Genomic DNA, 23486 nt, shown 5'->3' with positions numbered 1-23486 from the left:
TGGACGGATGTCCTCTAAACAGCCGTGCCCCGGACGGTTGTGCCTTGGACCGCCGTGCCTTGGACCGCCGTGCCTTGGACCGCCGTGTCTGGGACGGACGCGCCTGGGACGGACGCGCTCCGGACGGAAGCTGCGTCGTCGGAAGCAGTGTCGTCGGTCGATGGCGACGGACTCTGCACTGAGGGGAAAGGTCCATGCCAGTAGTCTGTGCCGGTTTCTTCCGGCCGCACCGCCCCTTTCACGGGCTGTGGATTACCTGAACCGGCGGGAGCCCGAAGCAGTGCCGGGGAGGACAAAAGCACTGCGTTGCTGGTGTATAGTTGACGAAGCAGTTTGCTGTGCCATGTTCCCTGCCCGCAGGGAGGGTGCCGCCTTGGTTTCACCGAAATCCGAGCGGCAACCGGTACTGAATTCTGACTACGCGTGCCCCAATTATCCCGGTCATTCCTGAGGAACGTCCGCGGGTGCCTTTCCATCGGTCCGGTAAGCCGGCAGGGAAGGCATGCTGAGATTTCAGCTGATGGGCACCAGGAGCTTCGCCCGCCCGGGCGTACAGCTATAAACCGTCAATTGGCAGCAGGACAACCGTGCTTCAGCACGCCTACTACTGCCGGAAGGAGTGACGACATGCCCGTCGTTACAATGCGCCAGCTGCTCGACAGCGGCGTCCACTTTGGACACCAGACCCGTCGCTGGAACCCGAAGATGAAGCGCTTCATCTTCACCGAGCGCAACGGCATCTACATCATCGACCTGCAGCAGTCGCTGTCCTACATCGACCGCGCCTACGAGTTCGTCAAGGCCACCGTTGCCCACGGCGGAACCGTACTGTTTGTCGGTACCAAGAAGCAGGCTCAGGAAGCCATCGCCGAGCAGGCCACCCGTGTTGGCCAGCCCTACGTGAACCAGCGCTGGCTCGGCGGTATGCTCACCAACTTCCAGACCGTTGCCAAGCGCATCCAGCGTCTGAAGGAACTCGAAGAAATCGACTTCGACGATGTTGCCGGTTCCGGCCACACCAAGAAGGAACTGCTGCTGCTGAAGCGCGAGCTCACCAAGCTGCAGACCAACCTCGGCGGCATCCGCAACCTGACCAAGGCTCCGTCCGTGGTCTGGATCGTGGACACCCAGAAGGAACACCTCGCCATCGACGAGGCCAAGAAGCTCAACATCCCCGTTGTGGCCATCCTGGACAGCAACTGCGATCCCGATGACGTCGACTTCCCGATCCCGGGCAACGACGACGCCATCCGCTCCGTCAACCTGCTGACCCGCGTTATCGCCGACGCCGTTGCTGAGGGCCTGATCGCCCGCCACAACAAGTCCGGCAACACGGAAGCACCGGCAGAGCCGCTTGCTGAGTGGGAGCGCGAACTCCTCGAAGGCGCAGCTGCCCCCGCCGCTGACGCTGCCCCCGCTGCTGACGCTGCACCGGCAGCGGAAGCTGCTCCGGCTGCCGAGGCTCCGGCCGAAGCTGCCGCCGAGGCACCCGCCGCGGACGCAACAGAGAAGTAAATAGAAGTTCCTGCAATCACCGCAGCCAACGCCGCGGTGATTTCGGGGTATCTGCTGGCGCGGCTGGCCGGAATTTTCCGGCCAGCCGCTCTGGCGGAAGCTCACCAAAACTTATAACGGGAGGACTGGAGTCCAAATGGCGAACTACACCGCTGCTGATATCAAGGCTCTGCGCGAGCGCACAGGCGCCGGCATGATGGATGTGAAGAAGGCTCTTGACGAGGCCAACGGCGACGCCGACAAGGCCATGGAGCTCATCCGCATCAAGGGTCTGAAGGGCGCCACCAAGCGCGAAGGCCGCTCCACCGCCGAGGGCCTGGTTGCTGCCAAGGTCATCGACGGCACCGTGGGTGTCATGATCGAACTCAACTGCGAGACCGACTTTGTTGCGAAGTCCGCCAAGTTCATTGAACTGGCCGACAAGGTTCTGGCCGCTGCCGTTGAGTCCGCTGCTGCCGACGCCGAAACGCTGCTGGCCTACAACGTGGACGGCAAGCCGCTGTCCGAGGTTGTTGTCGAAGAAGGCGCAATCCTGGGCGAAAAGGTTGTTGTCCGCCGCGTGGCACGCATCGAAGGCAAGGCCGTTGATGCTTACCTGCACAAGACCTCCAAGGACCTGCCTGCTCAGGTTGGCGTCCTGTTCGCCGTTGACGGTGACAGCGACGAAGCCAAGACCGCTGCGCACGACATCGCCGTGCACACCGCTGCTTACGCTCCCACGTACCTGACCCGGGAAGAAGTTCCGGCGGAGACCGTGGAGAACGAACGCCGCATCGCTGACGAGACGGCACGCGCCGAGGGCAAGCCCGAAGCCGCGCTGACCAAGATCGTTGAAGGCCGCCTGACCGGTTTCTTCAAGGAAATCGTCCTGCTGGACCAGCCGTTCGCCAAGGACGCCAAGAAGACCGTGGCAAAGGTGCTCGAAGAGGCCGGTACCACGCCGTCCGGCTTCGCCCGTTTCCGCGTAGGCGCCTAGCCCACAAGGCACTGGACCTGACGGACACGTCATCATGAACATTTGGGGTGGTCACCGAGGTGGCCACCCCTTTTGTCTGCCCAAAACAGATCTTTACCCTTTAAACCAAGCACGTACTATGCCCCGGGAGGCACAATGGCCCACGTCCTGAAAGAATCCGATCTGGCGCGTCGACGCGTACTGCTCAAGCTCTCCGGTGAAGTCTTCGGCGGCGGGAAGCTCGGAGTGGACCCGGACACGGTGCGCGCAGTGGCCAAGCAGATTGCCGCGACCGTTGGCGAGGTTGAGGTTGCCATTGTGGTGGGCGGCGGAAACTTCTTCCGCGGCGCCGAGCTTTCCCAGAGCGGCATGGACCGCTCCCGGGCGGATTACATGGGCATGCTCGGCACGGTCATGAACTGCCTTGCGCTGCAGGACTTCCTGGAACAGGCGGGCGTTGAGACCCGCGTCCAGAGCGCCATCACCATGGGCCAGGTGGCCGAGGCCTACATTCCCCGGCGCGCCATCCGCCACTTGGAAAAGGGCCGCGTGGTCATCTTCGGCGCCGGCGCCGGCCTGCCGTACTTCTCCACCGACACCGTGGCCGCCCAGCGCGCCCTTGAGGTGCACGCCGACGAGGTGCTCATGGCCAAGAGCGGCGTGGACGGCGTCTACACCGCAGACCCCAACAAGGACGCCACAGCGGTGCGCCTCGAGACGCTCACGTACGACGACGCCCTGCGCCGCGACATCCGCGTCATGGACCAGACGGCAATGACCATGTGCAAGGACAACGACCTGAACATGGTGGTCTTTGGCATGGAAGGCGAAGGAAACGTCACCCGCGCCATCCGCGGCGAGAAGATCGGCACCATCGTTTCCAACTAGCGTTACCGCTTCACCGCTTCACCATGTTGCCGTGGTTCCGGGCCCGCGCCTGCGGGCCTGGAACGACGGCTGCTGCTGCTGCAGCCTGCCGCTCCTGCGGGCCTGGAACGGCGGCGGTTGCTGCTGCAGCCTGCCGCGCCTGCGGGCCTGGAACGGCGGCGGTTGCTGCTGCAGCCTGCCGCGCCTGCGGCCCTGGAACGGCGGCAACGATATTCCCTCGGCCGCGGACGGCCTCCGGAATAATAATGCCGCCTTCCTCCAGGCCCTCCGGAGCGGGCGTGCACCCCACCTCCCGCGGACTGTGGGCCCATGCCCTTCGGACCAATCGTGCCAGCGGCCGCAGATCCGCTGACGCCGACGCCGGTGCCGGCCGGGGGTCCGGGTGGAGGGATTGGCAGGCCCGTGCAGGGAACCGCGGGGCTTTTGGCTTAGGATGAATAAGAGAGCCCAGCCACCGTCAGCGTGGACATTTTTTGCGTGTTAGGAGACACCATGATCGAAGAAACCCTGGCCGAGGCCACCGACAAAATGGACAAGGCGGTGGAAGTAGCCAAAGAGGACTTCTCGACCATCCGCACCGGCCGCGCCACCCCCGCCCTGTTCTCCAAGGTCCTGGTGGACTACTACGGCACCCCCACCCAGCTCCAGCAGCTCGCTTCGTTCGGTACGCCGGACGCACGCACCCTGCTGATCACCCCCTACGATGTTTCCGCCCTGCGGGCCATCGAGCGTGCCCTGAGCGACTCCGAGGTTGGGGCGAATCCGTCCAATGACGGCAAGGTCATCCGCGTGATCATGCCCGAACTGACGCAGGACCGCCGCAAGGAGTACGTCAAGATCGTCAAGACCAAGGGCGAGGACGCCAAGGTCTCGGTCCGCAACATCCGCCGCAAGGCGAAGGATGCCCTGGACCGCCTGGTCAAGGACGGCGAGATTGGCGAGGACGATGGAGCCCGCGCCGAAAAGGACCTCGACGCGCAGACCAAGGCCCACACCGAGGCCATTGACGATCTGCTCAAGCGCAAGGAAGCCGAGCTGCTAGAGGTCTGATGAGGAACGACCAGCCTCCCAGCAAGGCTGGCGGTGCGTCCCTTGAGACTGATCCGGCAGCAAAGGCCACGGACATGAGTGCCACAGACGGAGACGGCCCCGCCCGGAAGGCCACCACGCCGCCGTCCGGCGCCGGGGCGCCTGAAACACCGCAGGCCCCCGAATCCGCCGCGGCGGCTGGAGCCTCTGCGACGGCGGAAGCCTCGAAGAGCTCCGGAATCCCCGGGAAGCCCAAGGCATTGAAGCAGCCCAAGGCATTGAAGCAGCCCAAGACACGCAAGCAGCCCAAGGATCCCGCCAAGCCCTCAAAAGCGGGGCGGAACCTGCCCGCGGCCATCGCCGTCGGCGTGATCCTGCTGGGGTCCCTCCTAGCCGGCCTGCTGTTCTTCCCCTTCGCGATCGTCGCCATTGCCACGGTCTTTGCCGCCGTGGGCGTGTGGGAAGTCAGCCGGGCCCTGGAGGTGCGCGGAATCAAGGTTCCCATGGTTCCGGTCCTGGTCAGCACCGTGGCGCTGCCGTTTGCCGCGTACTTCGGGGGCAGCGAGTCCCTGGCCTTTGCCCTTGTGGCGTCGGTGGTGGCGATCCTGCTCTGGCGGGCCATCGATACCGCCGAGGATGCCGTCCGGAGCATTTTTGCCGGCATCTTCGTGGTGCTGTGGGTGCCGTTCCTGCTGAGCTTTGCGATGCTTCTGCTGGGCGAGCCCAAGGGCCAGATCGGCGTCGCCGTCCTGCTGCTCCTGGTGGTTGCGAACGATACCTTCGGATATATCGTCGGCGCAATTTTCGGCAAGCACCCGATGGCTCCGAAAATCAGCCCGAAGAAGTCCTGGGAGGGCTTCGCCGGCTCGGCAGCCGGTGCCACCATTATCGGAATTGTGGCGGCGATCTTCTTCCTGGACCAGCCGTGGTGGTTCGGTCTTGTTCTGGCCGTTGCGACGGTTGCCGCAGCAACGGCGGGGGACTTCTCGGAGTCCATGATCAAGCGCGAGCTCGGCGTGAAGGACATGTCCAACCTGCTGCCCGGACACGGCGGCATTATGGACCGGCTGGACTCGATCGTCTTTGCCTCTCCCGTGGTGTTCATGCTTTCGGTTTTGCTTTCGGGGGCTTAGCAGGAGAGGCGTCAGGCGGGGGAGCAGCAGTGCCCCGGCAACGCCTGACCGCCGCCCACCGGCGGCAACGTAGGATATTTACAGGTTTTCCAAACAGTCTCGTCACAGCGGCATGACCACAGAGGAACAGTTAAGACATGGACGAAGCGCGGCAGGCCAGCGCCCCTTTCGAGCGTGTGGGGCGTCGGGAATACGGCTACAACACGCGCCAGGTTGATGAGTTTCTGGCCAAGGCACGGAGTTACTACAACGACGAGAGCCCGTCCGCAAAACCCATTACCAGCCGCAACGTCCGCTCCATGGCGTTCGATCCGGCGAAGGCCGGCTACGAGCCCCAGGCCGTGGACGCGGCCCTGGACCGGCTGGAAGACGTTTTTGCGCAGCGTGAAAGAGACGAGCTGATTCAGGAGAAGGGCGAAGAAGCCTGGCTGCTGCAGATCGGCCGCACCTCGGCCGTCCTGCGGGCACGCCTGCACCGCAAGCCGGGCGAGCGGTTCCGCCGGCCCAGCAAGCGCAAGGTGCCCAGCTACAACGTTGAAGACGTGGACGCACTGTGCAATGAGCTGCTGGGGTACTTCGAGAATGACAAGCCGCTGAGCGTGGACGTGGTCCGGCGGGCGGTCTTCCGCGAAGCCAAGGGCGCCGACGGATACGAGGAAACCCAGGTGGACGCATTCCTGGACCGCGTTGTTGAACTCATGGCCTCGATCGACTAGTTCGCCGCAGGATCAGCAGCCCGGACCTGCCGCCGCCGCTCCGGGGTATGCAGCCGGGCAAGAATCTTGGCGGCACCGGCCGGGGCCAGATCCGGCCGCAGCCTTGAGACGGCAACGGTTACCGCGAAGGCAGCCGGCACGGACCACGCTGCCGGCTGTTCCAGCCACACGGGTGTAATCCGTCCCAGCGTGGCCAGCACTCCGCCGGCCACCATCGCGCCGCCGCACAGGACCGCGCCCGCGACCATCCCTGACACCGCTCCGCGGGCCGTGAGTCCGCGCCACCAAATGCCAAGCACCAGCAGCGGGCACAGGGTGGAGGCGGTAAAGGCGAACACCATCCCCACACTCCCGGCCAGCGCCTGTGAACTGGTCAGCAGCGCCAGCCCCAGGGGCACGACGGCGGCAAGCACCGCCGAGAGCCGGAACCCGCCCACGCTGCCGCGGAAGAACTGCTGGCTGACCACTCCGGCCAGCGAGACCACCAGCCCGCTGGTCGTGGATAGGAACGCCGCGAACGCCCCGGCCGTCACCAGCGCGGACAGCAGGTCGCCCAGCGCCCCGTCAAACACCCGCCCGGGCAGCAGCAGCACCGTGGAGTCGGCGCCGCCGGACGCGAGCTCGGGAGTGTAGATGCGGCCCAGCACGCCGTAGATGATCGGAAAGATATAAAACAGGGACAGCAGTCCCAGCACGATCAAGGTGGTGCGCCGGGCCGAGGGTCCGTCCGGATTGGTGTAGAAGCGCACCAGCACGTGCGGCAGGCCGAGGGTGCCGCAGAGCAGCGCAATGCTCAGCGAAATGTTCCGGTACAGGGAAGCGTTGGTCTCCGGGTTCAGTGCGGCAGCGAACACGGCACCGCCGTCCGTCCAGGGCAGCCCGTCGGAGGAGAGCCGGAACAGGACAAAGAGCACGGGCACGGCGATGGCGGCAAGCTTGAGCCAGTACTGGAACGCCTGCACAAAGGTAATGGACCGCATGCCGCCGGTTACCACACTCAGGCAGACCACCACCACCACCGCCACGGATCCCACCCAGCCGGGCAGGCCGGTGGTAATGCCGATGGTCAGCGCCGCCCCGTGCAGCTGCGGCACGATGTAGAGCCAGCCGACGGCGATCACCAGCAGGCTGGTGACCCGGCGGGCGGCCAGCGACTCCAGCCGAACCTGCGCAAAATCCGGAATGGTGTAGGCCCCCGAACGGCGCAGCGGCGCCGCCACGAAGAGCAGCAGCATCAGGTAACCGGCCGTGTAGCCGATCGGAAACCAGAGAGCGTCCACTCCGGACACCAGGATGAGCCCGGCCACGCCCAGGAAACTGGCGGCTGAGAGGTACTCGCCGCCGATCGCCGAGGCGTTCCACCAGGGCCGCACCGTCCTGGAGGCCACGTAGAAGTCCCCGGTGGTCCGCGAGATGCGCAGCCCGTACACGCCGATCAGCAGGGTGGCGGCAGTGACCGCGGCCAGGGCGGCATAGCCGGCGGCCGGGTTCACGCCGCCGCTCCGGTGCGCTCAGGCATCGTCGACCAGGTCCAGGAAACGCTTTTCATTGCGGGCGGCACTGCGCACGTACAGCGCTCCGCAGACAATAACGAGGGGATACACCCCTGCCCCCAGCAGGATCCAGGGCGCCGGGACGGTGAACAGCGTCAGGTCGGCGATGACCGGCAGGAACGCCAGGAGCACCGGAACGCCCAGCAGGATCAGGAGGAAGCCGCCGGCAACCACCAGCGCCAGGCGCAGCTGGGAACGGATCAGGGAGCCGATGAAGAGCTCGCCAACCTCGGTCTGCTCATCCAGCTCCCGGGACACCGTGTAGGAATCGGCGGAAGCCGGCGCGGTGCGCGGGGCGGTGACCCGGACACGCTCCGGCTGTTTGGAGGCGGAAGCTGAGGCGGCCGCGGCGGAAGAGTCCGGGGACGCCGGGCGCGGATCGGAACTCATCCGCGGGGCCGGACCCGGCTGGCGGAGAGCGTGCTGCGCACTCCGGGCAGATGCCGGCGGCTGACCGGAAGTTCCGCCGAGCCAACGCTGATGCTGGCGCGGCCGCCTGCCACGCGGACCTGCCGGATGTGGGAACGGGACACGAGATAGGAGCGGTGGATGCGGACAAAACCGGCCTCCGCCCACTGTTCCTCCAGATCCGTCAGCGGAACCCGGATCAGGTAGGACGCCTCGGCGGTGTGCAGGCGGGCGTAGTCGCCCTGCGCCTGCACATAGCGGATGTCGTCGCGGCGGATCAGCCGGGTGGTGCCGCCCTGGACCACGCTGACGACGTCGGCGCCGCCGTCGCTGCCGGCCGCTTCGGCGGCGAGGTCGCAGACGCGCCGGACCGATTCCGCCAGCCGTTCCGGACGGACGGGCTTGAGCAGGTAGTCCACGGCTGCCAGGTCAAACGCGGCAAGTGCCTGCTCCTCGTCCGCGGTCACGAAAACCACTGCCGGCGGGCGTTCGCGGTTGGAGAGAACACGGGCAATGTCCAGCCCGGACAGCGCCGGCATGTGGATATCCAGGAACACCGCGTCCACCGGGTTGCCTTCGATGGCCCGCAGCGCCTCCGCGCCGCTGGAGGCGCGGTGCACCTCGCCGACCCGGGAGTCCCGGCCCAGCAGGAACGCCAGCTCGTTAACGGCGGGCAGCTCATCGTCGACAACCACCACGGAGATCTGCCGCGGAGGCGGTTTTGCGGGTGCGGACATGTGAAACAGGTTACAAGACTTACGGGCGGTGGCCCGGCTGCGACTTGGGGATGTGCATGGTGATCAGGGTTCCGGCGCCCGGGGCGGTGTCAATCACCAGTCCGTGGTCGTCGCCATATACCTGGCGCAGCCGGACGTCGACGTTGCGCAGCCCCACATGGTCACCGTCCGCGTGACCGGCCAGCACGGCGCGCAGGTACTCGGGATCCATGCCCGTGCCGTTGTCCTCGACCGTGATGACGGCCTGCGCGCCGGCGTCGGCCGCCGTGATGGTGATGTGCCCCTCGCCGTCGGTGGCCTCCAGTCCGTGCCGCACCGAGTTCTCCACCAGCGGCTGCAGCGAAAGAAAAGGAATCACGGTGCCCAGGACTTCCGGGCCGATCTGCAGGCTGATTTTCAGGCGGTCCCCGAAGCGCGCCCGCTCCAGCAGCAGATACCGGTCGATGGCCTGCAGTTCCTCCGCCACCGTGGTGAAGTTGCCGCTGCGGCGGAAGGTGTAGCGGGTGAAATCGGCGAACTCGACCACCAGTTCCCGGGCACGCACCGGATCTGTGGTGATGTACGAGGCGATGGCGTTCAGGGAGTTGTAAATGAAATGCGGGCTGATCTGGGCCCGCAGCGCGCGCACCTCGGCCTCCATCAGCATGGTGCGGGAGGTATCCAGTTCAGCCAGTTCAACCTGTGCGGCAACCCAGGCGGCGACGTCGTTCACCGCGCGGACCAGGCCGGCACTGACCGTGGGGGTGAAGACGGCGAGGGTTCCCACCGTTTGGCGGTTTACCTGCAGCGGGCACACCAGCAGCTGCCGGCCGCCGTCGTCGTCGAGACCCAGCGAACGCAGGGAGGCGCCGCGGAAGACCTTGGTCCGGCCGCTTTCCAGCACGGTCCGCGAGGCGTCCAGCAGCCGGGCCCGGGAGCGGGGAGTGTCCGGCAGCGACCCCTCCCAGGCCAGGACGGCGGCGGCGTCGGCCAGCACCAGGGTGTCGCAGCCCAGCAGTGCGCGCAGATGGCGCCCGGCTTTGCTGGCGCCCGCGGGGGTGAGGCCGGCCCGGAGGTGGCGGGACGCGAGGCTGGCGGTGTGGAGGGCGGAGTAGACCGCCCGCTCCCGGTCGGAACCGAGGTCACGCTGCGACCGGCTCAGGCGGTGGCCGAGGGCGGCCACCAGCGCCACGGTCAGGACGGCGACGGCGCAGACCACGGCAATGTCGACGGCGGGACTGAACATTCCCCTACCCTAGCGGCCGGGAACGACGGCTCCTGCGGTGAACGGTTCCGGGCCGGCCCGCGGCGGCCCCGGGAACCGTTCACCGCAGGGGAATGACCGTTTGGCGAGGCACGGCCGCCGAAACTGGTGCGCCGGGCGGCACCCGTAGCAAAGTGATAGGGATCACAGTTTGTGCGCGTGTGGTGTCCGAAACCGGTTTGTCCGGGCTACGGCAGGCAGCGCCGTGCGGACATGCCCCAACTCAAGGAGGAGCGATGGCTAAAAATCATCCCCGAGGATCCGGTGCCCACGCCGCGCCGGTCGACTTCACGGAAGTCCAAAAGTCACCCGAACTGCAGGAGCTCCGCAAGCGCCAGCGCAGCTTCATTTTCCCGATGGCCGTGGTGTTCCTGCTGTGGTACTTCGCCTACGTCCTGCTGGCCGACTACGCCCACGACTTCATGTCCACCGAGGTCTGGGACAACATCAACATCGGGCTGATCCTGGGTCTGCTGCAGTTTGTCAGCACCTTCGGCATCACCATGTGGTACGTCAGCTACGCCAACCGCAGGATGGACCCCATCGCCGCCGACCTGCGCGAGAAACTTGAGGCCAAGGGCGTCAGCCGGCCGGAGGAGACCAAATGAACACCATCAACGTGACCGCGGAGGTGACCGCTGAGGCCGTGAAGGAAACCGGCTGGCTGAACATGCTCATCTTCGGCCTGTTTGTGGCCGTGACCCTCGTGGTGGTGCTGCGGGCAAGCCGGAACAACAAGACCGCGGCGGACTACTACGCCGCCGGCCGGTCCTTCACCGGACCGCAGAACGGAACGGCCATTGCCGGGGACTACCTTTCGGCTGCGTCCTTCCTGGGTATCGTCGGCGCCATCGCCATCAACGGCTACGACGGCTTCCTGTACTCCATCGGCTTCCTGGTCGCCTGGCTGGTGGCGCTGCTGCTGGTGGCGGAAATGCTGCGCAACACCGGCAAGTTCACCATGGCCGACGTGCTCTCCTTCCGGCTCAAGCAGCGCCCTGTGCGCATCGCCGCGGCCATCACCACCCTGGCCGTCTGCTTCTTCTACCTGCTGGCCCAGATGGCCGGCGCCGGCGGGCTTGTCTCCCTGCTGATGGGCATCGACGGACGGCTCGGCCAGTCGCTGGTCATCACCGTCGTCGGCGGCCTCATGATCATGTACGTACTGATCGGCGGGATGAAGGGCACCACCTGGGTCCAGATCATCAAGGCCTGCCTGCTCATTGCCGGCGCGGCCATCATGACCGTCTGGGTGCTGGCCAACAACGGGTTCAGCCTCTCCGAACTGCTGGGCAACGCCGTCGAGATGTCCGGCAACCCCGAGCTCCTGAACCCGGGCCTGCAGTACGGCAAGAGCGACACCACCCGCCTGGACTTCGTGTCCCTGGGCATGGCGCTGGTGCTGGGCACCGCGGCCCTGCCGCACGTGCTGATGCGCTTCTACACCGTGCCGACCGCCAAGGAAGCCCGCCGCTCCGTGGTCTGGGCCATCTGGCTGATCGGCCTGTTCTACCTGTTCACCCTGGTCCTGGGCTACGGCGCCGCTGCCATGATCCCGGCGGAGACAATCACCTCGGCTCCGGGCGGCGTGAACTCCGCGGCGCCGCTGCTGGCCTTCGCCCTGGGCGGGCCGGTCCTGCTGGGGCTGATCGCCGCTGTGGCCTTCGCGACCATCCTGGCCGTGGTGGCCGGACTGACCATCACCGCCGCCGCATCCTTCGCCCATGACATCTACGCGAACGTCATCCGCAAGGGCAAGGTGGACGCCGACGGCGAGGTCAAGGTGGCCCGCCGCACGGTAATCGTAATCGGCGTCGTCTCCATCCTCGGCGGCATCGGCGCACAGGGGCAGAACGTGGCCTTCCTGGTAGCACTGGCCTTCGCAGTAGCGGCGAGCGCCAACCTGCCGACCATCCTGTACTCGCTGTACTGGCGCCGCTTCAACACCCAGGGTGCCATCTGGAGCATGTACGGCGGCCTCGGTTCGGCGATCCTGCTGATCATCCTGTCCCCGGTCTTCTCCGGGGCCGAGACGTCCATGGTGTCGGGCTTCGATATCTCCATCTTCCCGCTGAACAACCCGGGCCTGGTCTCCATCCCGCTGGCGTTCTTCCTGGGCTGGCTGGGGACCGTGCTCGGCAAGGACGACGAGTCGCCGCAGAAGCAGGCGGAAATGGAAGTCCGTTCGCTCACCGGCGTCGGTGCGGAAAAGGCAGTGGACCACTAACCGCAGCCGCACCCACGGCCCTCCATGGGGGGGGCAAACGGAAGGGTTCCGCACTTCGGTGCGGGGCCCTTCCTGTGTTCGGGCCTGCGTTCGGGCCTGCGTCCCGGAAGCAAGGAATTTATCCGGCTGCGTTCGGGTCTGTCAGCTGCCGGCGTCGGCGCTGCTCCCGGGGCTCTCCCGCCCGAGCAGCGGAGCCACCCGGAAGGGGATGAGCTCGCCCATCGCCAGGTTGGTGTCGCAGCGCTCCACGCCGGGGATGGCGAGGATTGCCTTGTTGACGCGGAACAGATCTTCGGCGTCGGCGGCGACCACGCGCAGCAGGATGTCCGCGGTTCCGGTCAGGCCGTGGGCCTCCACCACCTCGGGCACCAGTGCGAGCTGCGCCGTGATTTCGGCGAGCTGCTGCTGCTGGACGTGCACATGCACAAAGGCCATCAGCGGGTAGCCCAGGGCCGCGGGGCTGATCCTGCGCTCGAAGGACAGGAACACCGACTTCTTCTCCAGCTGTGCCAGCCGGGCCTGCACGGTGTTGCGCGAAATGCCCAGAACGGCGGCCAGCGCCACCACGGTACGCCGCGGATCCTTCGCCAGGGCAAGCAGAAGCCGGGTGTCGGTGCTGTCCAGGGAAGGCATAGTGCGAAAGATTAGCACGGCCGGTTCTCCAATTGCAGGGCACAATGCTCAATGATTCGTGCTGTGGTTGTGCCGCCTGTTGAGTGTGAGTAGGGTCACAGGTATCCGGGCAACGGCGCTCGGGCATCGGTTCGGTCCCGCCATCCCTGGGGCCCAACACGGAAGGATGCGTACCGACGTGTCTCTGCATACTCCTGTTCGACCCCCTCACGACGCCGGCGCCACCGCTGCCGGCCCCTACGTCCAGCTGGTCCGTCCCGACGGTTCCCGGGTGGCATCGTCCTACGACCACTGGGTGGACGACGTCGACCCGGACCAGCTGCGCAGCCTCTACGAGGACATGGTGGTGATCCGCCGGATCGACACCGAGGCCACCGCGCTGCAGCGCCAGGGCCAGCTCGGACTGTGGCCGCCGCTGCTGGGCCAGGAAGCCGCGCAGATCGGCTCCGCCCGCACCCTGCGGCCCAGTGACTTTGTGTTCGGCAGCTACCGCGAGAACGGCGTGGCCTGGTGCCGCGGCGTCGATCCGGAATCCCTGATGCGGGTCTGGCGCGGCAACGCGGCTGCCGGCTGGGACCCGTACACGGTCAACATGGCGCCCACGCAGGTCATCATCGGCGCCCAGGCGCTGCACGCCGCCGGCTACGGCATGGGCGTCGTGGCCGACGGAACCGACGACGCCGTCATCACCTATTTCGGCGACGGCGCCACCAGCCAGGGCGACGTGAACGAGGCCATGGTCTTTGCCGCCAGCTTCCACACACCCGTCATTTTCTTCTGCTCGAACAACCAGTGGGCCATTTCAGAGCCCGTGGGCCTGCAGGCGCAGGTGCCGATCGCCAACCGGGCGCCGGGATTCGGCATTCCCTCCGTGCGGGTGGACGGCAACGACGTCCTCGCCGTCATGGCAGTGACCCGCGAAGCCCTGGACCGGGCCCGCAGCGGGGGAGGCCCCAGCTTCATCGAGGCCGTGACCTACCGGATGGGTCCGCACACCACCGCTGATGATCCCACCCGCTACCGCGACGCCGGCGAGCTGGAGGAATGGCGGGCCAAGGACCCGATCAGCCGGGTGGAAACCCTGCTGCGGTCCGAGGGCCTGTTCAGCGACGACTTCGCCGCAGCCGTGACCACCCGTGCCGACGCCGTGGCCGCGGAACTCCGCGCTTCCTGCATCGGGATGCCGCCGCCGCCGGCCCTGGACATATTTGCTCACGTGTATTCGGAGCCCAACTCCTGGCTGGAGAAGCAGCAGGAGGAGTACGCGCGGTACCTGGCCGTGTACGGCACGGAGGAGGACGAGCCGCACCCGGTCCAGGTGCACGGCACCGACCCGGTGGGCGTCGACGAAAAGGGGAGCAACGCATGAGCACCATGACCTTTGGCCGCGCCATCAACGCCGGGCTGCGTGCCGCCATGGACGCCGACCCCAAGGTTGTCCTGATGGGTGAGGACATCGGCACCCTCGGCGGTGTCTTCCGCATCACGGACGGGCTCAAGAAAGACTTCGGCGCCTCCCGGGTGATCGACACGCCGCTGGCCGAATCAGGGATCATGGGCACCGCCGTCGGGCTCGCGTTCCGCGGGTACCGCCCGGTGGTGGAGATCCAGTTCGACGGTTTCATTTATCCCGCGTTTGACCAGATCGTCTGCCAGGTCGCCAAGATGCACTACCGCACCCGCGGCGCGGTCAACATGCCGCTGACCATCCGGGTGCCGTTCGGCGGCGGCATCGGGTCACCGGAGCACCACTCGGAGTCCCCGGAAGCCTATTTCACCCACACCTCGGGGCTGCGCGTGGTGAGCGTGTCCAATCCCCAGGACGCCTACACAATGATTCAGCAGGCCATCGCCAGCAATGACCCCGTCCTGTACTTCGAACCCAAACGGCGCTACCACGTCAAGGGCGAGGTGCAGGAAACCCTGGACGGTGCGCTGCCGCTGGGACAGGCCCGCGTAGTCACCCAGGGAACGGACGTCACCCTCGTGACGTACGGGCCGCTGGTGATGACCGCCGTCGACGCCGCTGTCGCAGCATCCGACGAAGGCGTGTCCGTGGAAGTCATCGACCTGCGTTCGCTCTCGCCGGTGGACTTTGCCACCGTGGAAGCATCGGTGCGCAAGACCGGACGCCTGGTGATCACCCACGAAGCCGGCAAATCCGGCGGCGTCGGGGCGGAAATTTCCGCGTCCATCACGGAACGCTGTTTCGATTACCTGGAACACGCCCCCGTGCGGGTGACCGGCTTCGACGTCCCGTACCCGTCCTCCAAGCTCGAACACCACCACCTTCCGGACCTGGACCGGATGCTCGACGGCGTGGACCGCGCCCTGCGCCGCCCCAACTCCCTCAGCACCTCGCCGGCCGCGCACAGCGCTGCGGGAGCTGCACTGGAAGGAGCGGCCCTGTGATTCGGGAATTCCGCCTTCCGGACCTGGGCGAAGGGCTGACCGAGTCCGAGATTGTCAGCTGGCACGTGGCCGTGGGGGACAAGGTCACCCTCAACCAGGTCATCGCCGAGGTTGAAACGGCAAAGGCAGTGGTGGAACTGCCCTCGCCGTATGCAGGAACCGTGTCCCGGCTCCACGAAGCGGCCGGCTCCGTGGTGGAAGTCGGGGCGCCCATTGTGTCCTTCGACGTAGGCGGCGGCGCCGCCCCGGCCGGTCCGGACGGAACTGCGGCCCAGGGAACTGCATCGGACGGAACTGCAGCCCAGGGAACTGCGTCAGGCGTAGCGCCGGCCGGACCCCTGGGCGAACCCCTGAAGCGCACGCCCAACTTGGTGGGCTACGGAGCCGTCCCGGAGAAATCCGGGCGCCCGGCCCGGCGGCGCTGGCTCACGGGAGACCAGCCGCACGCACCGGCTGCCGGCTCCGCACCAGCTGAACCCGTTGTACCCGGTGCACCCGCCGCGGCCGCACCGCCCGCTCCGGCACCGGTTGCCCCTGCTCCGGCACCTCCCGTTCCGCCGGCTCCGGCTCCCGCTCCCGCGGACCCGCACCAGGAGAGAATCGCCGCGGCGGGGAACCGGTCCAAGGACCGACCGCGGTCAACACCGCCGGTCCGGAAACTGGCCCGGGACCTGGGCATCACCTTGGACCTTGTGGAGGGAACCGGTCCCGACGGGCTGATTGTCCGCTCAGACGTCACCGCGGCAGCGGAGGCGGCAGGACAGCCGACCCGCCAGGCGACGGAACAGGAACAGGCACCGGCGTCGTCGGGCCTGCCAGCCGCGCCGTCGAACGCCGCCGCGGACGGGCAGGGCGTCCGGGAGGAACGGATTCCGATCGCCGGAATGCGCAAGCACACGGCCGCTGCCATGGTGGCCAGTGCGTTTACCGCTCCGCATGTGACGGTGTTCCTGACCGTTGATGTCACGGAATCGACCGAACTGCTGGAGCGCCTGCGCCGGAAGCCTGCCTTCGAAGGCGTGAAGCTCACGCCGCTCACTCTGGCCGCCAAGGCCGCGTGCCTGGCCCTGAGCAAGCATCCGACGCTGAATTCCCGCTGGGATGAAGCGGCCAGGGAGATCATCCAGTACCACTACGTGAACCTGGGCATTGCCGCAGCCACTCCGCGGGGGCTGATGGTTCCCAATATCAAGGATGCCCAGACACTGGGGCTCCGCGACCTGGCCGAAGCGCTGGGATCCCTGACCCGGACCGCCCGTGCCGGAAAGACCACCCCGGCGGACCTGGCGGGCGGGACCTTCTCGATCTCCAACGTGGGGGTCTTCGGGGTTGATGCCGGAACGCCCATCCTGAATCCGGGTGAAGCGGCCATCCTGGCGCTGGGCGCTGTCCGGGAACAGCCGTGGGCCTTTGAAGGCGGAATTGCCCTGCGGAAGGTCATGACCCTGAGCCTGTCCTTCGACCACCGGCTGGTGGACGGCGAACAGGGTGCCCGGTTCCTCAGCGACGTGGGAGCGGTTCTGGCGGAACCGGCGATGGCGCTGGCCCTGATGTAACAGGTCAGGATTGCAGGAACGACGAAGCCCGCCGCCGGAAATCTCCGGCGGCGGGCTTCTCACATAGCGGCAGGGCCTGTTCGCGGCGGGTGCCTGGTCCGGGCAAGGCCCGGGAGCAGCCGGCAGTGCCTGTTAGGCCAGTTCGAGCTCGAGTTCGCGCACCACGGCACCGCGGGCATTGGCGAAGCCCTGCGTTTCGCCCACGACAGTGAAGCCGTATTTTTCCAGGATGGCGATGGAGCTGACGTTGTCGGCCACGGCGCGGGCACGAATCGGGCGTTCGGAGAATTCCTGCAGGAACTGCCCAACGGCGGCCGTGGTGATTCCCTGGCCCCAGCGGGCGGTGTCCACCCAGTAGCTGATCTCCGGGACGCCGCCTTCGCGGTAGGCCAGGATGCTGCCGACGACGTCGCCGTCGGCCACAATCGTGCGCACCGTGATGGTGGGGTCATTCAGGATGTTCTGCCAGTGGTGATCAAACACACCGCGGTCAGAGGGATTTTTAGCGGCAAACGCCGCCATATGGTTGGCGCTTGGATCCAGCTGATGGGAAAAGAATTCATCCAAATCGGCGGGAACTACGGCACGAAGCTCAATCACAGCAGGTCTTTCTGCTCGAGGGGTTTGGTTCAGACTACTAGGCATTCAGGGCGGCCCAGGCCATTGTTTCCAGCAGCGACCGCAGCCGCGCCATCTCCCGGGCCTTCATTTTTCCGTGCAGGGTATGGGACGTGGAGTTGATCAGTCCGAAGACCGCCTGCGCCCGGTGCCGCAGCAGCGGCAGGCCGCAGTCCGGATGCAGGGCGGACAGGGCATCAACCCACACCTCCACATACTGGCGCTGGAGCGAGCGCACCGCGCGTTCATCGTCCTCCGGCAGGCTGTTCAAATCGCGGTCGTGGACCCGGATCACATTGGCCTGGCGCAGGGCGAAGTCCACATGGAACTCCACCAGTCCGCGCAGCGCCGCGTCAGCGGTGGCCGACTCGGCGACCACGGCTTTTCCGCCGGCCAGCAGATCCTCGCTCACTCCGACGAGCAGAGCGGACAGCACGGCGGGCTTGCCGCTGAAATGCCGGTACACGGCAGGGCCGCTGACACCCGTAGCCGCTCCAAGTTCTTCAATCGACACACCGTTGTAGCCGCGTTCGGCGAAAAGGGCCGCCGCGGCGTCGAGCATCGCGGCCCGGCGGGAGGCCTTGGCCAGGCTTCGTCCGGTGGTGCGGGCGGCGGGCAGCGGCAGGTCCCTTCCGGGCGGGGCTGCTGGTGCGTCTTCTTTCGCTGCGTCCATGCCAACCTTTCCGGCAGTTTTTATTTCACGAGCAGCTTCCATTGTGGTGGACAGCTGAGTTAATAACCAATAACCTGATTTGAGTTAGTGGCCATTAACTGGCAGCTGGTCTTCCGGTAACCCCGTCGGCGGCAGCCCGTTGAGAGAGAGACGTCGATGGAGACCCTTGCAACCCGGCTGGACCCTGCATCACCGGACTACGCCCGCAACGCGTCCGTTCAAAGCCAGCTGGCCCAGGACCTGCGCAAGCGGCTCGCTGAGGCAGCACTGGGCGGGCCGGAACGGTCACGGGAACGGCACACCGCCCGGGGCAAGCTGCTGCCGCGCGACCGCGTGGACCGGCTGCTGGACGAGGGCAGCCCCTTCCTGGAGATCGCACCGCTGGCCGCCAACGGCATGTACGACGACGAGTGCCCCGGCGCCGGACTGATCGCGGGCATCGGCCTGGTTCAGGGCCGGCACGTGATGGTCCTGTCCAACGACGCCACCGTCAAAGGCGGCACCTACTATCCGATGACGGTCAAAAAGCACCTGCGGGCCCAGGAAATCGCGCTGGAGAACCGGCTGCCGTGTATCTACCTGGTGGATTCCGGCGGTGCGTTCCTGCCCCGGCAGGATGACGTCTTTCCGGACCGGGAGCATTTCGGGCGCATTTTTTTCAACCAGGCGCAGATGTCAGCCCGCAAGATTCCGCAGATCGCCGCGGTCCTGGGGTCCTGCACCGCCGGAGGCGCCTATGTTCCGGCCATGAGCGACGAAACCGTCATCGTGCGCAACCAGGGCACCATCTTCCTGGGCGGCCCGCCGCTGGTGAAGGCCGCCATCGGTGAAATCGTCACCGCTGAGGAACTCGGCGGCGGGGACCTGCACTCGCGGATCAGCGGAGTCACCGATCACCTGGCCGACAACGATGCGCATGCCCTGGAAATCGTGCGCAGCATCGTGGAGACCTTCCCGGCCCAGGAACCGGCCTGGGAAATCCTGCCGGGCCGGCCGCCGTCGCACTCCGGGGAGGAAATCTACGGCACCGTGCCCGCTGACCTGCAGACCCCGTACGACGTGCGCGAACTGATCGCCCGGCTGGTGGACGGCAGCGAGTTCTCCGAATTCAAGAAGGAGTACGGCGCCACCCTGGTCACCGGCTTCGCCCGGCTGCACGGCCACCGGGTGGGGATCGTAGCCAACAACGGCGTGCTGTTCTCCGAGTCCGCGCTCAAGGGCGCCCACTTTATCGAGCTCTGCGACCAGCGCGGCATCCCGCTGATCTTCCTGCAGAACATTTCCGGCTTCATGGTGGGCCGGGACTACGAGGCCGGCGGAATTGCCAAGAACGGCGCCAAGATGGTCACCGCCGTCGCCACCGCCCGGGTTCCCAAGCTGACCGTGGTGGTGGGCGGTTCCTTCGGGGCCGGCAACTATTCCATGTGCGGGCGGGCCTACAGCCCGCGCTTTCTGTGGATGTGGCCGGCTGCGCGGATCTCGGTGATGGGCGGGGCGCAGGCCTCCTCGGTCCTGGCCACCGTCAAGCGGGACCAGCTCGAATCCCGCGGCGAGCACTGGAGCACCGAGCACGAAGAAGCGTTCAAGGCACCCATCCGCGACACGTATGAAACCCAGGGCAGCCCGTACTATTCCACGGCCCGGCTGTGGGACGACGGCGTCATCGACCCGGCGGATACCCGCACCGTCCTGGGCCTGGCCCTGGACGTGTGCGCCAACGCCCCGCTGCCGGAGACCTCCTTCGGCCTGTTCCGGATGTGAGCGGATATGACCAACGCACTCTTTGACACCGTCCTGGTGGCCAACCGCGGCGAGATTGCCTGCCGCATCATCGCCACCCTGCGCCGGCTGGGCATACGCTCCGCGGCCGTCTACAGCGACGACGACGCCGGGGCCCGGCACGTGCGGGAGGCGGACATCGCCGTTCGGCTGGGTCCGGCCACCCCGCGGGAGAGCTACCTGAACGTGGACGCCGTCTTGGCCGCGTGCCGGGCCGCCGGAGCTTCAGCCGTGCATCCCGGCTACGGCTTCCTCAGCGAAAGCGCCGACTTTGCGCGGGCGCTGGAAGCGGAGGGAATTGTCTTCATTGGCCCCGGGGTGGGTGCCTTGGACGTCATGGGGGACAAGATCCGGTCCAAGAACCACGTCTCCTCGCACGGGGTCCCCGTGGTGCCGGGCATCGCCGAACCGGGCCTGAGCGACGAGCAGCTCATCGCAGCGGCGGCCAACGTGGGCTTCCCGCTGCTGATCAAGCCCTCCGCCGGGGGAGGCGGCAAGGGGATGCACGCCGTGCAGCGGGCGGAGGACCTGCCGGCGGTGCTGCCCACGGCCCGCCGCGTGGCGGCCTCCGCCTTCGGCGACGACACCCTGTTCCTGGAACGGCTGATCAGCGTGCCCCGGCACATCGAGGTGCAGATCCTGGCCGACACGCACGGAAACGTCATCCATCTGGGGGAGCGCGAGTGTTCCCTGCAGCGCCGCCACCAGAAGGTCATCGAGGAGGCGCCGTCCATGCTGCTGGACGAAGCCATCAGGGCGCGGATCGGCGAGGCTGCCTGCGACGCCGCGCGCTCCGTGGACTACACCGGGGCCGGAACCGTGGAGTTCCTTGTCTCCGACGCCTCGCCCGGAGAGTTCTTCTTCATGGAAATGAACACCCGGCTGCAGGTGGAGCATCCGGTAACGGAAATGGTCACCGGGCTGGATTTGGTGGAGGAACAAATCCGGATTGCCGCCGGCGAAAAGCTGCAGCTGGCCCAGGCGGACGTCCGGCTGACCGGCCACGCCGTGGAGGCACGGGTGTATGCCGAGAACCCGGCGCGGGACTTCCTGCCCACCTCCGGCCGCGTCCACACCCTGCACGAGCCTGCCGGGGAGGGCATCCGCGTGGATTCTTCCCTGCTGCAGGGCCTGGCCGTGTCCTCCAGCTACGACCCGATGCTGGCCAAGGTCATTGCCTGGGGCCCGGACCGGAACACGGCGCTGGACCGGCTGGACGCCGCCCTGGCTCAGACCCTCATCCTGGGCATTGGAACCAACACCGAGTACCTGCGCCTACTGATCAACGACCCCGACGTCCGGGCCGGACGGCTGGACACCACCATGATCGAGCGCAAGCTTCCCGGGCTGCAGTTCCGCAGCCCCTCCGAGGCGGAGCTCGCTGCGGCAGCACTGATGCAGGCCGCGGGCCTGGCCGGCCCGGCGGACTCCGGCCGGGCGAATTCCGGGAGCGGCGACCCCGGGAAGCGCAACACCGGGCAGTACAACGCCCGACAGGGAGCCCCTGACCCGGAGCCCTCGCCCTGGCACCGTGCCGACGGCTGGCGGGTGGGAGCCCGCCGCCCGCTCACCCTCACGTTCGCCGCCGTCGCCCCGGGAACAGACGACGACGTCGTCACCGTCCGCAGCAGCAAACAGGACACCACCGTCAGCGTGAACGGCGGACCCGAGCGGCGCGCTTCGCTGCTGCGGGACGGGGACCGCTCCCTGGTAACGCTGGACGGCGTCACGCACCCTGTCACCTTGGTGTCGGTTCCCGGGACGGGGAAGGCACCGGACACGGTTTGGGTTGCCGATGCCGGGTATGCCGCCGCACTTCGCAGACGGACCCGCGCCGAGCTGCTGGCCGCGGGCCGTGCGGCGGCCGGCCGTGCTGAAGGGGCCGCCGATCCGGTGCTGCGCTCGCCGATGCCCGGCACGGTCACGGCCGTGGCAGTCACCGACGGCGACCGGGTCACCGCGGGCCAGCCGCTGCTGAGCGTGGAAGCCATGAAGATGGAACACCAGCTCACCGCTCCGGCCTCCGGCGTAGTGTCCCTGAACCTGCAGCCCGGCGATCTGGTTAAAGCGGACCAGGTCCTGGCCGTGGTGACCCCGGAACCCGCCGACCACCCGGTCAGCCTCGAAGCAACCAACCCAGCAGCAGCAATTAACCCAGCAGCAGCCACCAACGACAACTGATGCAACGCCTTCCCAAAGGAGCAGGACATGCCGGACTTTGAACTGAGCGAGGACTACCAGGATCTGGTGAACATGGTCCGCGACTTCGCGGACACCGTAGTGGCCCCCGTGTCCGCGCAGCACGACGAGGAGCACAGCTTCCCGTACAAGGTGGTGGCACAGATGGGCGAGATGGGCCTGTTCGGCCTGCCGTTCCCGGAGGAATACGGCGGAATGGGCGGCGACTACTTTGCCCTCGCCCTGGCCCTGGAGCAGCTGGCCCGGGTGGACCAGTCGGTGGCCATCACCCTGGAGGCGGGGGTGTCCCTCGGCGCCATGCCCATCTATCGGTTCGGCACCGAGGAGCAGAAGCAGCAGTGGCTGCCGATGCTGGCCTCCGGCGAGGCGCTCGCCGGCTTCGGCCTGACCGAGTCCGAAGCCGGATCCGATGCCGGCGGCACCCGGACAAAGGCCTACCGGGACAACGGAGAATGGGTGATCAACGGAAGCAAGCAGTTCATCACCAACTCCGGCACCGACATCACGCGCCTGGTCACCGTCACCGCCGTCACCGGCACCACCGAAGTCCCGGATGGTGCCGGGGGCACCAGGGTCAAAAAGCAGATCTCCACGATTCTGGTCCCCGCCGGCACACCGGGGTTCACCGCTGAAAAGGCCTATAACAAGGTGGGCTGGAACGCCTCGGACACCCATCCGCTGACGCTGGAGAATGTGCGCGTCCCGGAAGCGAACCTGCTTGGCGCCGAGGGACGCGGTTATGCGAACTTCCTGCAGATCCTCGATGAAGGACGCATCGCCATCGCCGCCCTTGCCACGGGCGCAGCACAGGGCTGTGTGGAAGAGGCACTGCGGTACGCCAAGGAGCGGGAACAGTTTGGCGCGGCCATCGGCACCAACCAGGCCATTTCCTTCAAGATCGCCCGCATGCAGACCCGCGCCCACACCGCCCGGCTGGCGTACTACGACGCCGCGGCCCGGATGCTGGCCGGCAAGCCGTTCAAGACGCAGGCTGCCATGGCCAAGCTGGTGGCGGGCGAAGCGGCGATGGACAACGCCCGCGACGCCACGCAGATTTTCGGCGGCTACGGCTTCATCAACGAGTTCCGGGTGGCCCGCCACTACCGCGACTCCAAGATCCTCGAAGTGGGCGAGGGCACCACCGAAGTCCAGCTGATGCTGATTGCGCGCGAACTGGGGCTCTAGGATGGGCGGACCGTCCACTGCCGGCGC

At 67.0% G+C, this 23486-nt stretch carries 22 protein-coding genes; 14 read left to right on the top strand and 8 right to left on the bottom strand.

Translation table 11 applies throughout. The annotated features are described in order from the left end of the window. Positions 1-627 precede the first annotated feature (627 nt). The 3 genes from rpsB (at position 628) to pyrH (ending at position 3358) form a co-directional block, all read left to right on the top strand. On the top strand, positions 628-1515 hold the full coding sequence (gene rpsB, locus WKB88_RS06995; RefSeq protein WP_341393824.1) for a 30S ribosomal protein S2: 888 nt from the start codon (positions 628-630) through the stop codon (positions 1513-1515). Between the two features lie 136 nt (positions 1516-1651). Beyond that, the gene (gene tsf / locus WKB88_RS06990) at positions 1652-2491 is read left to right on the top strand and encodes a translation elongation factor Ts (RefSeq protein ID WP_341393823.1); all 840 of its coding nucleotides are present in this window, start codon (positions 1652-1654) and stop codon (positions 2489-2491) included. Between the two features lie 135 nt (positions 2492-2626). Then, a complete protein-coding gene (gene pyrH, locus WKB88_RS06985) occupies positions 2627-3358 on the top strand; it encodes a UMP kinase (RefSeq protein ID WP_341393822.1) in 732 nt (243 codons plus the stop codon). A gap of 10 nt (positions 3359-3368) precedes the next feature. Here the strand turns inward: pyrH and WKB88_RS06980 are convergent, their stop codons facing one another. Further along, positions 3369-3647 (bottom strand): hypothetical protein, encoded by a 279-nt coding sequence (locus tag WKB88_RS06980; RefSeq protein WP_341393821.1) that lies wholly within the window; start codon positions 3645-3647, stop codon positions 3369-3371. Between the two features lie 203 nt (positions 3648-3850). Between WKB88_RS06980 and frr the strand changes: the two genes are divergently transcribed. From frr to WKB88_RS06965, 3 genes are all read left to right on the top strand, one after another. After that, entirely contained in the window at positions 3851-4408 is a 558-nt protein-coding gene (frr, locus tag WKB88_RS06975; RefSeq protein WP_341393820.1) for a ribosome recycling factor, read from the top strand. 74 nt (positions 4409-4482) lie between these two features. After that, positions 4483-5520: a phosphatidate cytidylyltransferase gene (locus WKB88_RS06970; RefSeq protein ID WP_341393819.1), complete on the top strand. Its 1038-nt coding sequence runs from the start codon at positions 4483-4485 to the stop codon at positions 5518-5520. Between the two features lie 137 nt (positions 5521-5657). Continuing rightward, the gene (locus WKB88_RS06965) at positions 5658-6236 is read left to right on the top strand and encodes a DivIVA domain-containing protein (protein WP_341393818.1); all 579 of its coding nucleotides are present in this window, start codon (positions 5658-5660) and stop codon (positions 6234-6236) included. On the opposite strand, the gene WKB88_RS06960 is transcribed toward WKB88_RS06965, so the two are convergent. From WKB88_RS06960 to WKB88_RS06945, 4 genes are read right to left on the bottom strand one after another with little or no spacing between them, the layout of a single operon-like run. Further along, positions 6233-7729: a sodium/solute symporter gene (locus WKB88_RS06960; protein WP_341393817.1), complete on the bottom strand. Its 1497-nt coding sequence runs from the start codon at positions 7727-7729 to the stop codon at positions 6233-6235. The genes WKB88_RS06965 and WKB88_RS06960 overlap by 4 nt on opposite strands. A gap of 18 nt (positions 7730-7747) precedes the next feature. After that, positions 7748-8179 (bottom strand): hypothetical protein, encoded by a 432-nt coding sequence (locus WKB88_RS06955; RefSeq protein WP_341393816.1) that lies wholly within the window; start codon positions 8177-8179, stop codon positions 7748-7750. Next, the gene (locus WKB88_RS06950; protein WP_341393815.1) at positions 8176-8934 is read right to left on the bottom strand and encodes a LytR/AlgR family response regulator transcription factor; all 759 of its coding nucleotides are present in this window, start codon (positions 8932-8934) and stop codon (positions 8176-8178) included. Before WKB88_RS06950 ends, WKB88_RS06955 begins: the two co-directional genes overlap by 4 nt. Positions 8935-8953: 19 nt before the next feature. Further along, positions 8954-10159 (bottom strand): sensor histidine kinase, encoded by a 1206-nt coding sequence (locus WKB88_RS06945; RefSeq protein ID WP_341393814.1) that lies wholly within the window; start codon positions 10157-10159, stop codon positions 8954-8956. 254 nt (positions 10160-10413) lie between these two features. Here WKB88_RS06945 and WKB88_RS06940 point away from each other — a divergent pair, with 254 nt between their 5' ends. Next, positions 10414-10785 (top strand): DUF485 domain-containing protein, encoded by a 372-nt coding sequence (locus tag WKB88_RS06940; protein ID WP_341393813.1) that lies wholly within the window; start codon positions 10414-10416, stop codon positions 10783-10785. Beyond that, positions 10782-12404 (top strand): solute symporter family protein, encoded by a 1623-nt coding sequence (locus tag WKB88_RS06935; protein ID WP_341393812.1) that lies wholly within the window; start codon positions 10782-10784, stop codon positions 12402-12404. The genes WKB88_RS06940 and WKB88_RS06935 overlap by 4 nt, the downstream gene beginning before the upstream one ends. A gap of 141 nt (positions 12405-12545) precedes the next feature. On the opposite strand, the gene WKB88_RS06930 is transcribed toward WKB88_RS06935, so the two are convergent. Then, on the bottom strand, positions 12546-13037 hold the full coding sequence (locus tag WKB88_RS06930) for an Lrp/AsnC family transcriptional regulator (protein ID WP_341393811.1): 492 nt from the start codon (positions 13035-13037) through the stop codon (positions 12546-12548). 166 nt (positions 13038-13203) lie between these two features. Between WKB88_RS06930 and pdhA the strand changes: the two genes are divergently transcribed. Genes pdhA through WKB88_RS06915 form a run of 3 tightly spaced genes read left to right on the top strand, consistent with a single transcriptional unit; the run spans position 13204 to position 17005 of the window. Then, positions 13204-14406 (top strand): pyruvate dehydrogenase (acetyl-transferring) E1 component subunit alpha, encoded by a 1203-nt coding sequence (gene pdhA / locus WKB88_RS06925; RefSeq protein WP_445818882.1) that lies wholly within the window; start codon positions 13204-13206, stop codon positions 14404-14406. Continuing rightward, positions 14403-15449, top strand: coding sequence for an alpha-ketoacid dehydrogenase subunit beta (locus WKB88_RS06920; RefSeq protein ID WP_341393810.1), 1047 nt, complete (start codon positions 14403-14405; stop codon positions 15447-15449). Before pdhA ends, WKB88_RS06920 begins: the two co-directional genes overlap by 4 nt. Next, on the top strand, positions 15446-17005 hold the full coding sequence (locus WKB88_RS06915; RefSeq protein ID WP_341393809.1) for a dihydrolipoamide acetyltransferase family protein: 1560 nt from the start codon (positions 15446-15448) through the stop codon (positions 17003-17005). The genes WKB88_RS06920 and WKB88_RS06915 overlap by 4 nt, the downstream gene beginning before the upstream one ends. A gap of 132 nt (positions 17006-17137) precedes the next feature. Here the strand turns inward: WKB88_RS06915 and WKB88_RS06910 are convergent, their stop codons facing one another. Beyond that, entirely contained in the window at positions 17138-17605 is a 468-nt protein-coding gene (locus WKB88_RS06910) for a GNAT family N-acetyltransferase (RefSeq protein ID WP_341393808.1), read from the bottom strand. A 37-nt stretch (positions 17606-17642) separates the two neighbouring features. Then, on the bottom strand, positions 17643-18296 hold the full coding sequence (locus tag WKB88_RS06905; RefSeq protein WP_341393807.1) for a TetR/AcrR family transcriptional regulator: 654 nt from the start codon (positions 18294-18296) through the stop codon (positions 17643-17645). A gap of 156 nt (positions 18297-18452) precedes the next feature. Between WKB88_RS06905 and WKB88_RS06900 the strand changes: the two genes are divergently transcribed. From WKB88_RS06900 to WKB88_RS06890, 3 genes are read left to right on the top strand one after another with little or no spacing between them, the layout of a single operon-like run. After that, entirely contained in the window at positions 18453-20057 is a 1605-nt protein-coding gene (locus WKB88_RS06900; RefSeq protein ID WP_341393806.1) for a carboxyl transferase domain-containing protein, read from the top strand. Between the two features lie 6 nt (positions 20058-20063). Next, positions 20064-22256, top strand: a complete 2193-nt coding sequence (locus WKB88_RS06895; protein ID WP_341393805.1) for an acetyl/propionyl/methylcrotonyl-CoA carboxylase subunit alpha — start codon at positions 20064-20066, stop codon at positions 22254-22256. Between the two features lie 27 nt (positions 22257-22283). Next, complete coding sequence (locus WKB88_RS06890; RefSeq protein ID WP_341393804.1) at positions 22284-23459, top strand: acyl-CoA dehydrogenase family protein; 1176 nt, start codon at positions 22284-22286, stop codon at positions 23457-23459. Positions 23460-23486: the final 27 nt, after the last annotated feature.

The organism is Arthrobacter sp. G119Y2, assembly GCF_038069765.1.
GTDB lineage: Bacteria > Actinomycetota > Actinomycetes > Actinomycetales > Micrococcaceae > Arthrobacter_B.
The sequence above is the reverse complement of the archived record's forward strand: the minus strand, read 5'-3'. Positions and strand labels throughout refer to the sequence as shown.

Bases quoted from the DNA above. Each gene is read 5' to 3' on its own strand.
- rpsB (WP_341393824.1), top strand. From the start codon at position 628: ATGCCCGTCGTTACAATGCGCCAGCTGCTCGACAGCGGCGTCCACTTT.
- tsf (WP_341393823.1), top strand. From the start codon at position 1,652: ATGGCGAACTACACCGCTGCTGATATCAAGGCTCTGCGCGAGCGCACA.
- pyrH (WP_341393822.1), top strand. From the start codon at position 2,627: ATGGCCCACGTCCTGAAAGAATCCGATCTGGCGCGTCGACGCGTACTG.
- frr (WP_341393820.1), top strand. From the start codon at position 3,851: ATGATCGAAGAAACCCTGGCCGAGGCCACCGACAAAATGGACAAGGCG.
- WKB88_RS06970 (WP_341393819.1), top strand. From the start codon at position 4,483: ATGAGTGCCACAGACGGAGACGGCCCCGCCCGGAAGGCCACCACGCCG.
- WKB88_RS06965 (WP_341393818.1), top strand. From the start codon at position 5,658: ATGGACGAAGCGCGGCAGGCCAGCGCCCCTTTCGAGCGTGTGGGGCGT.
- WKB88_RS06955 (WP_341393816.1), bottom strand. From the start codon at position 8,179: ATGAGTTCCGATCCGCGCCCGGCGTCCCCGGACTCTTCCGCCGCGGCC.
- WKB88_RS06950 (WP_341393815.1), bottom strand. From the start codon at position 8,934: ATGTCCGCACCCGCAAAACCGCCTCCGCGGCAGATCTCCGTGGTGGTT.
- WKB88_RS06945 (WP_341393814.1), bottom strand. From the start codon at position 10,159: ATGTTCAGTCCCGCCGTCGACATTGCCGTGGTCTGCGCCGTCGCCGTC.
- WKB88_RS06940 (WP_341393813.1), top strand. From the start codon at position 10,414: ATGGCTAAAAATCATCCCCGAGGATCCGGTGCCCACGCCGCGCCGGTC.
- WKB88_RS06935 (WP_341393812.1), top strand. From the start codon at position 10,782: ATGAACACCATCAACGTGACCGCGGAGGTGACCGCTGAGGCCGTGAAG.
- WKB88_RS06930 (WP_341393811.1), bottom strand. From the start codon at position 13,037: ATGCCTTCCCTGGACAGCACCGACACCCGGCTTCTGCTTGCCCTGGCG.
- pdhA (WP_445818882.1), top strand. From the start codon at position 13,204: ATGCGTACCGACGTGTCTCTGCATACTCCTGTTCGACCCCCTCACGAC.
- WKB88_RS06920 (WP_341393810.1), top strand. From the start codon at position 14,403: ATGAGCACCATGACCTTTGGCCGCGCCATCAACGCCGGGCTGCGTGCC.
- WKB88_RS06905 (WP_341393807.1), bottom strand. From the start codon at position 18,296: ATGGACGCAGCGAAAGAAGACGCACCAGCAGCCCCGCCCGGAAGGGAC.
- WKB88_RS06900 (WP_341393806.1), top strand. From the start codon at position 18,453: ATGGAGACCCTTGCAACCCGGCTGGACCCTGCATCACCGGACTACGCC.
- WKB88_RS06895 (WP_341393805.1), top strand. From the start codon at position 20,064: ATGACCAACGCACTCTTTGACACCGTCCTGGTGGCCAACCGCGGCGAG.
- WKB88_RS06890 (WP_341393804.1), top strand. From the start codon at position 22,284: ATGCCGGACTTTGAACTGAGCGAGGACTACCAGGATCTGGTGAACATG.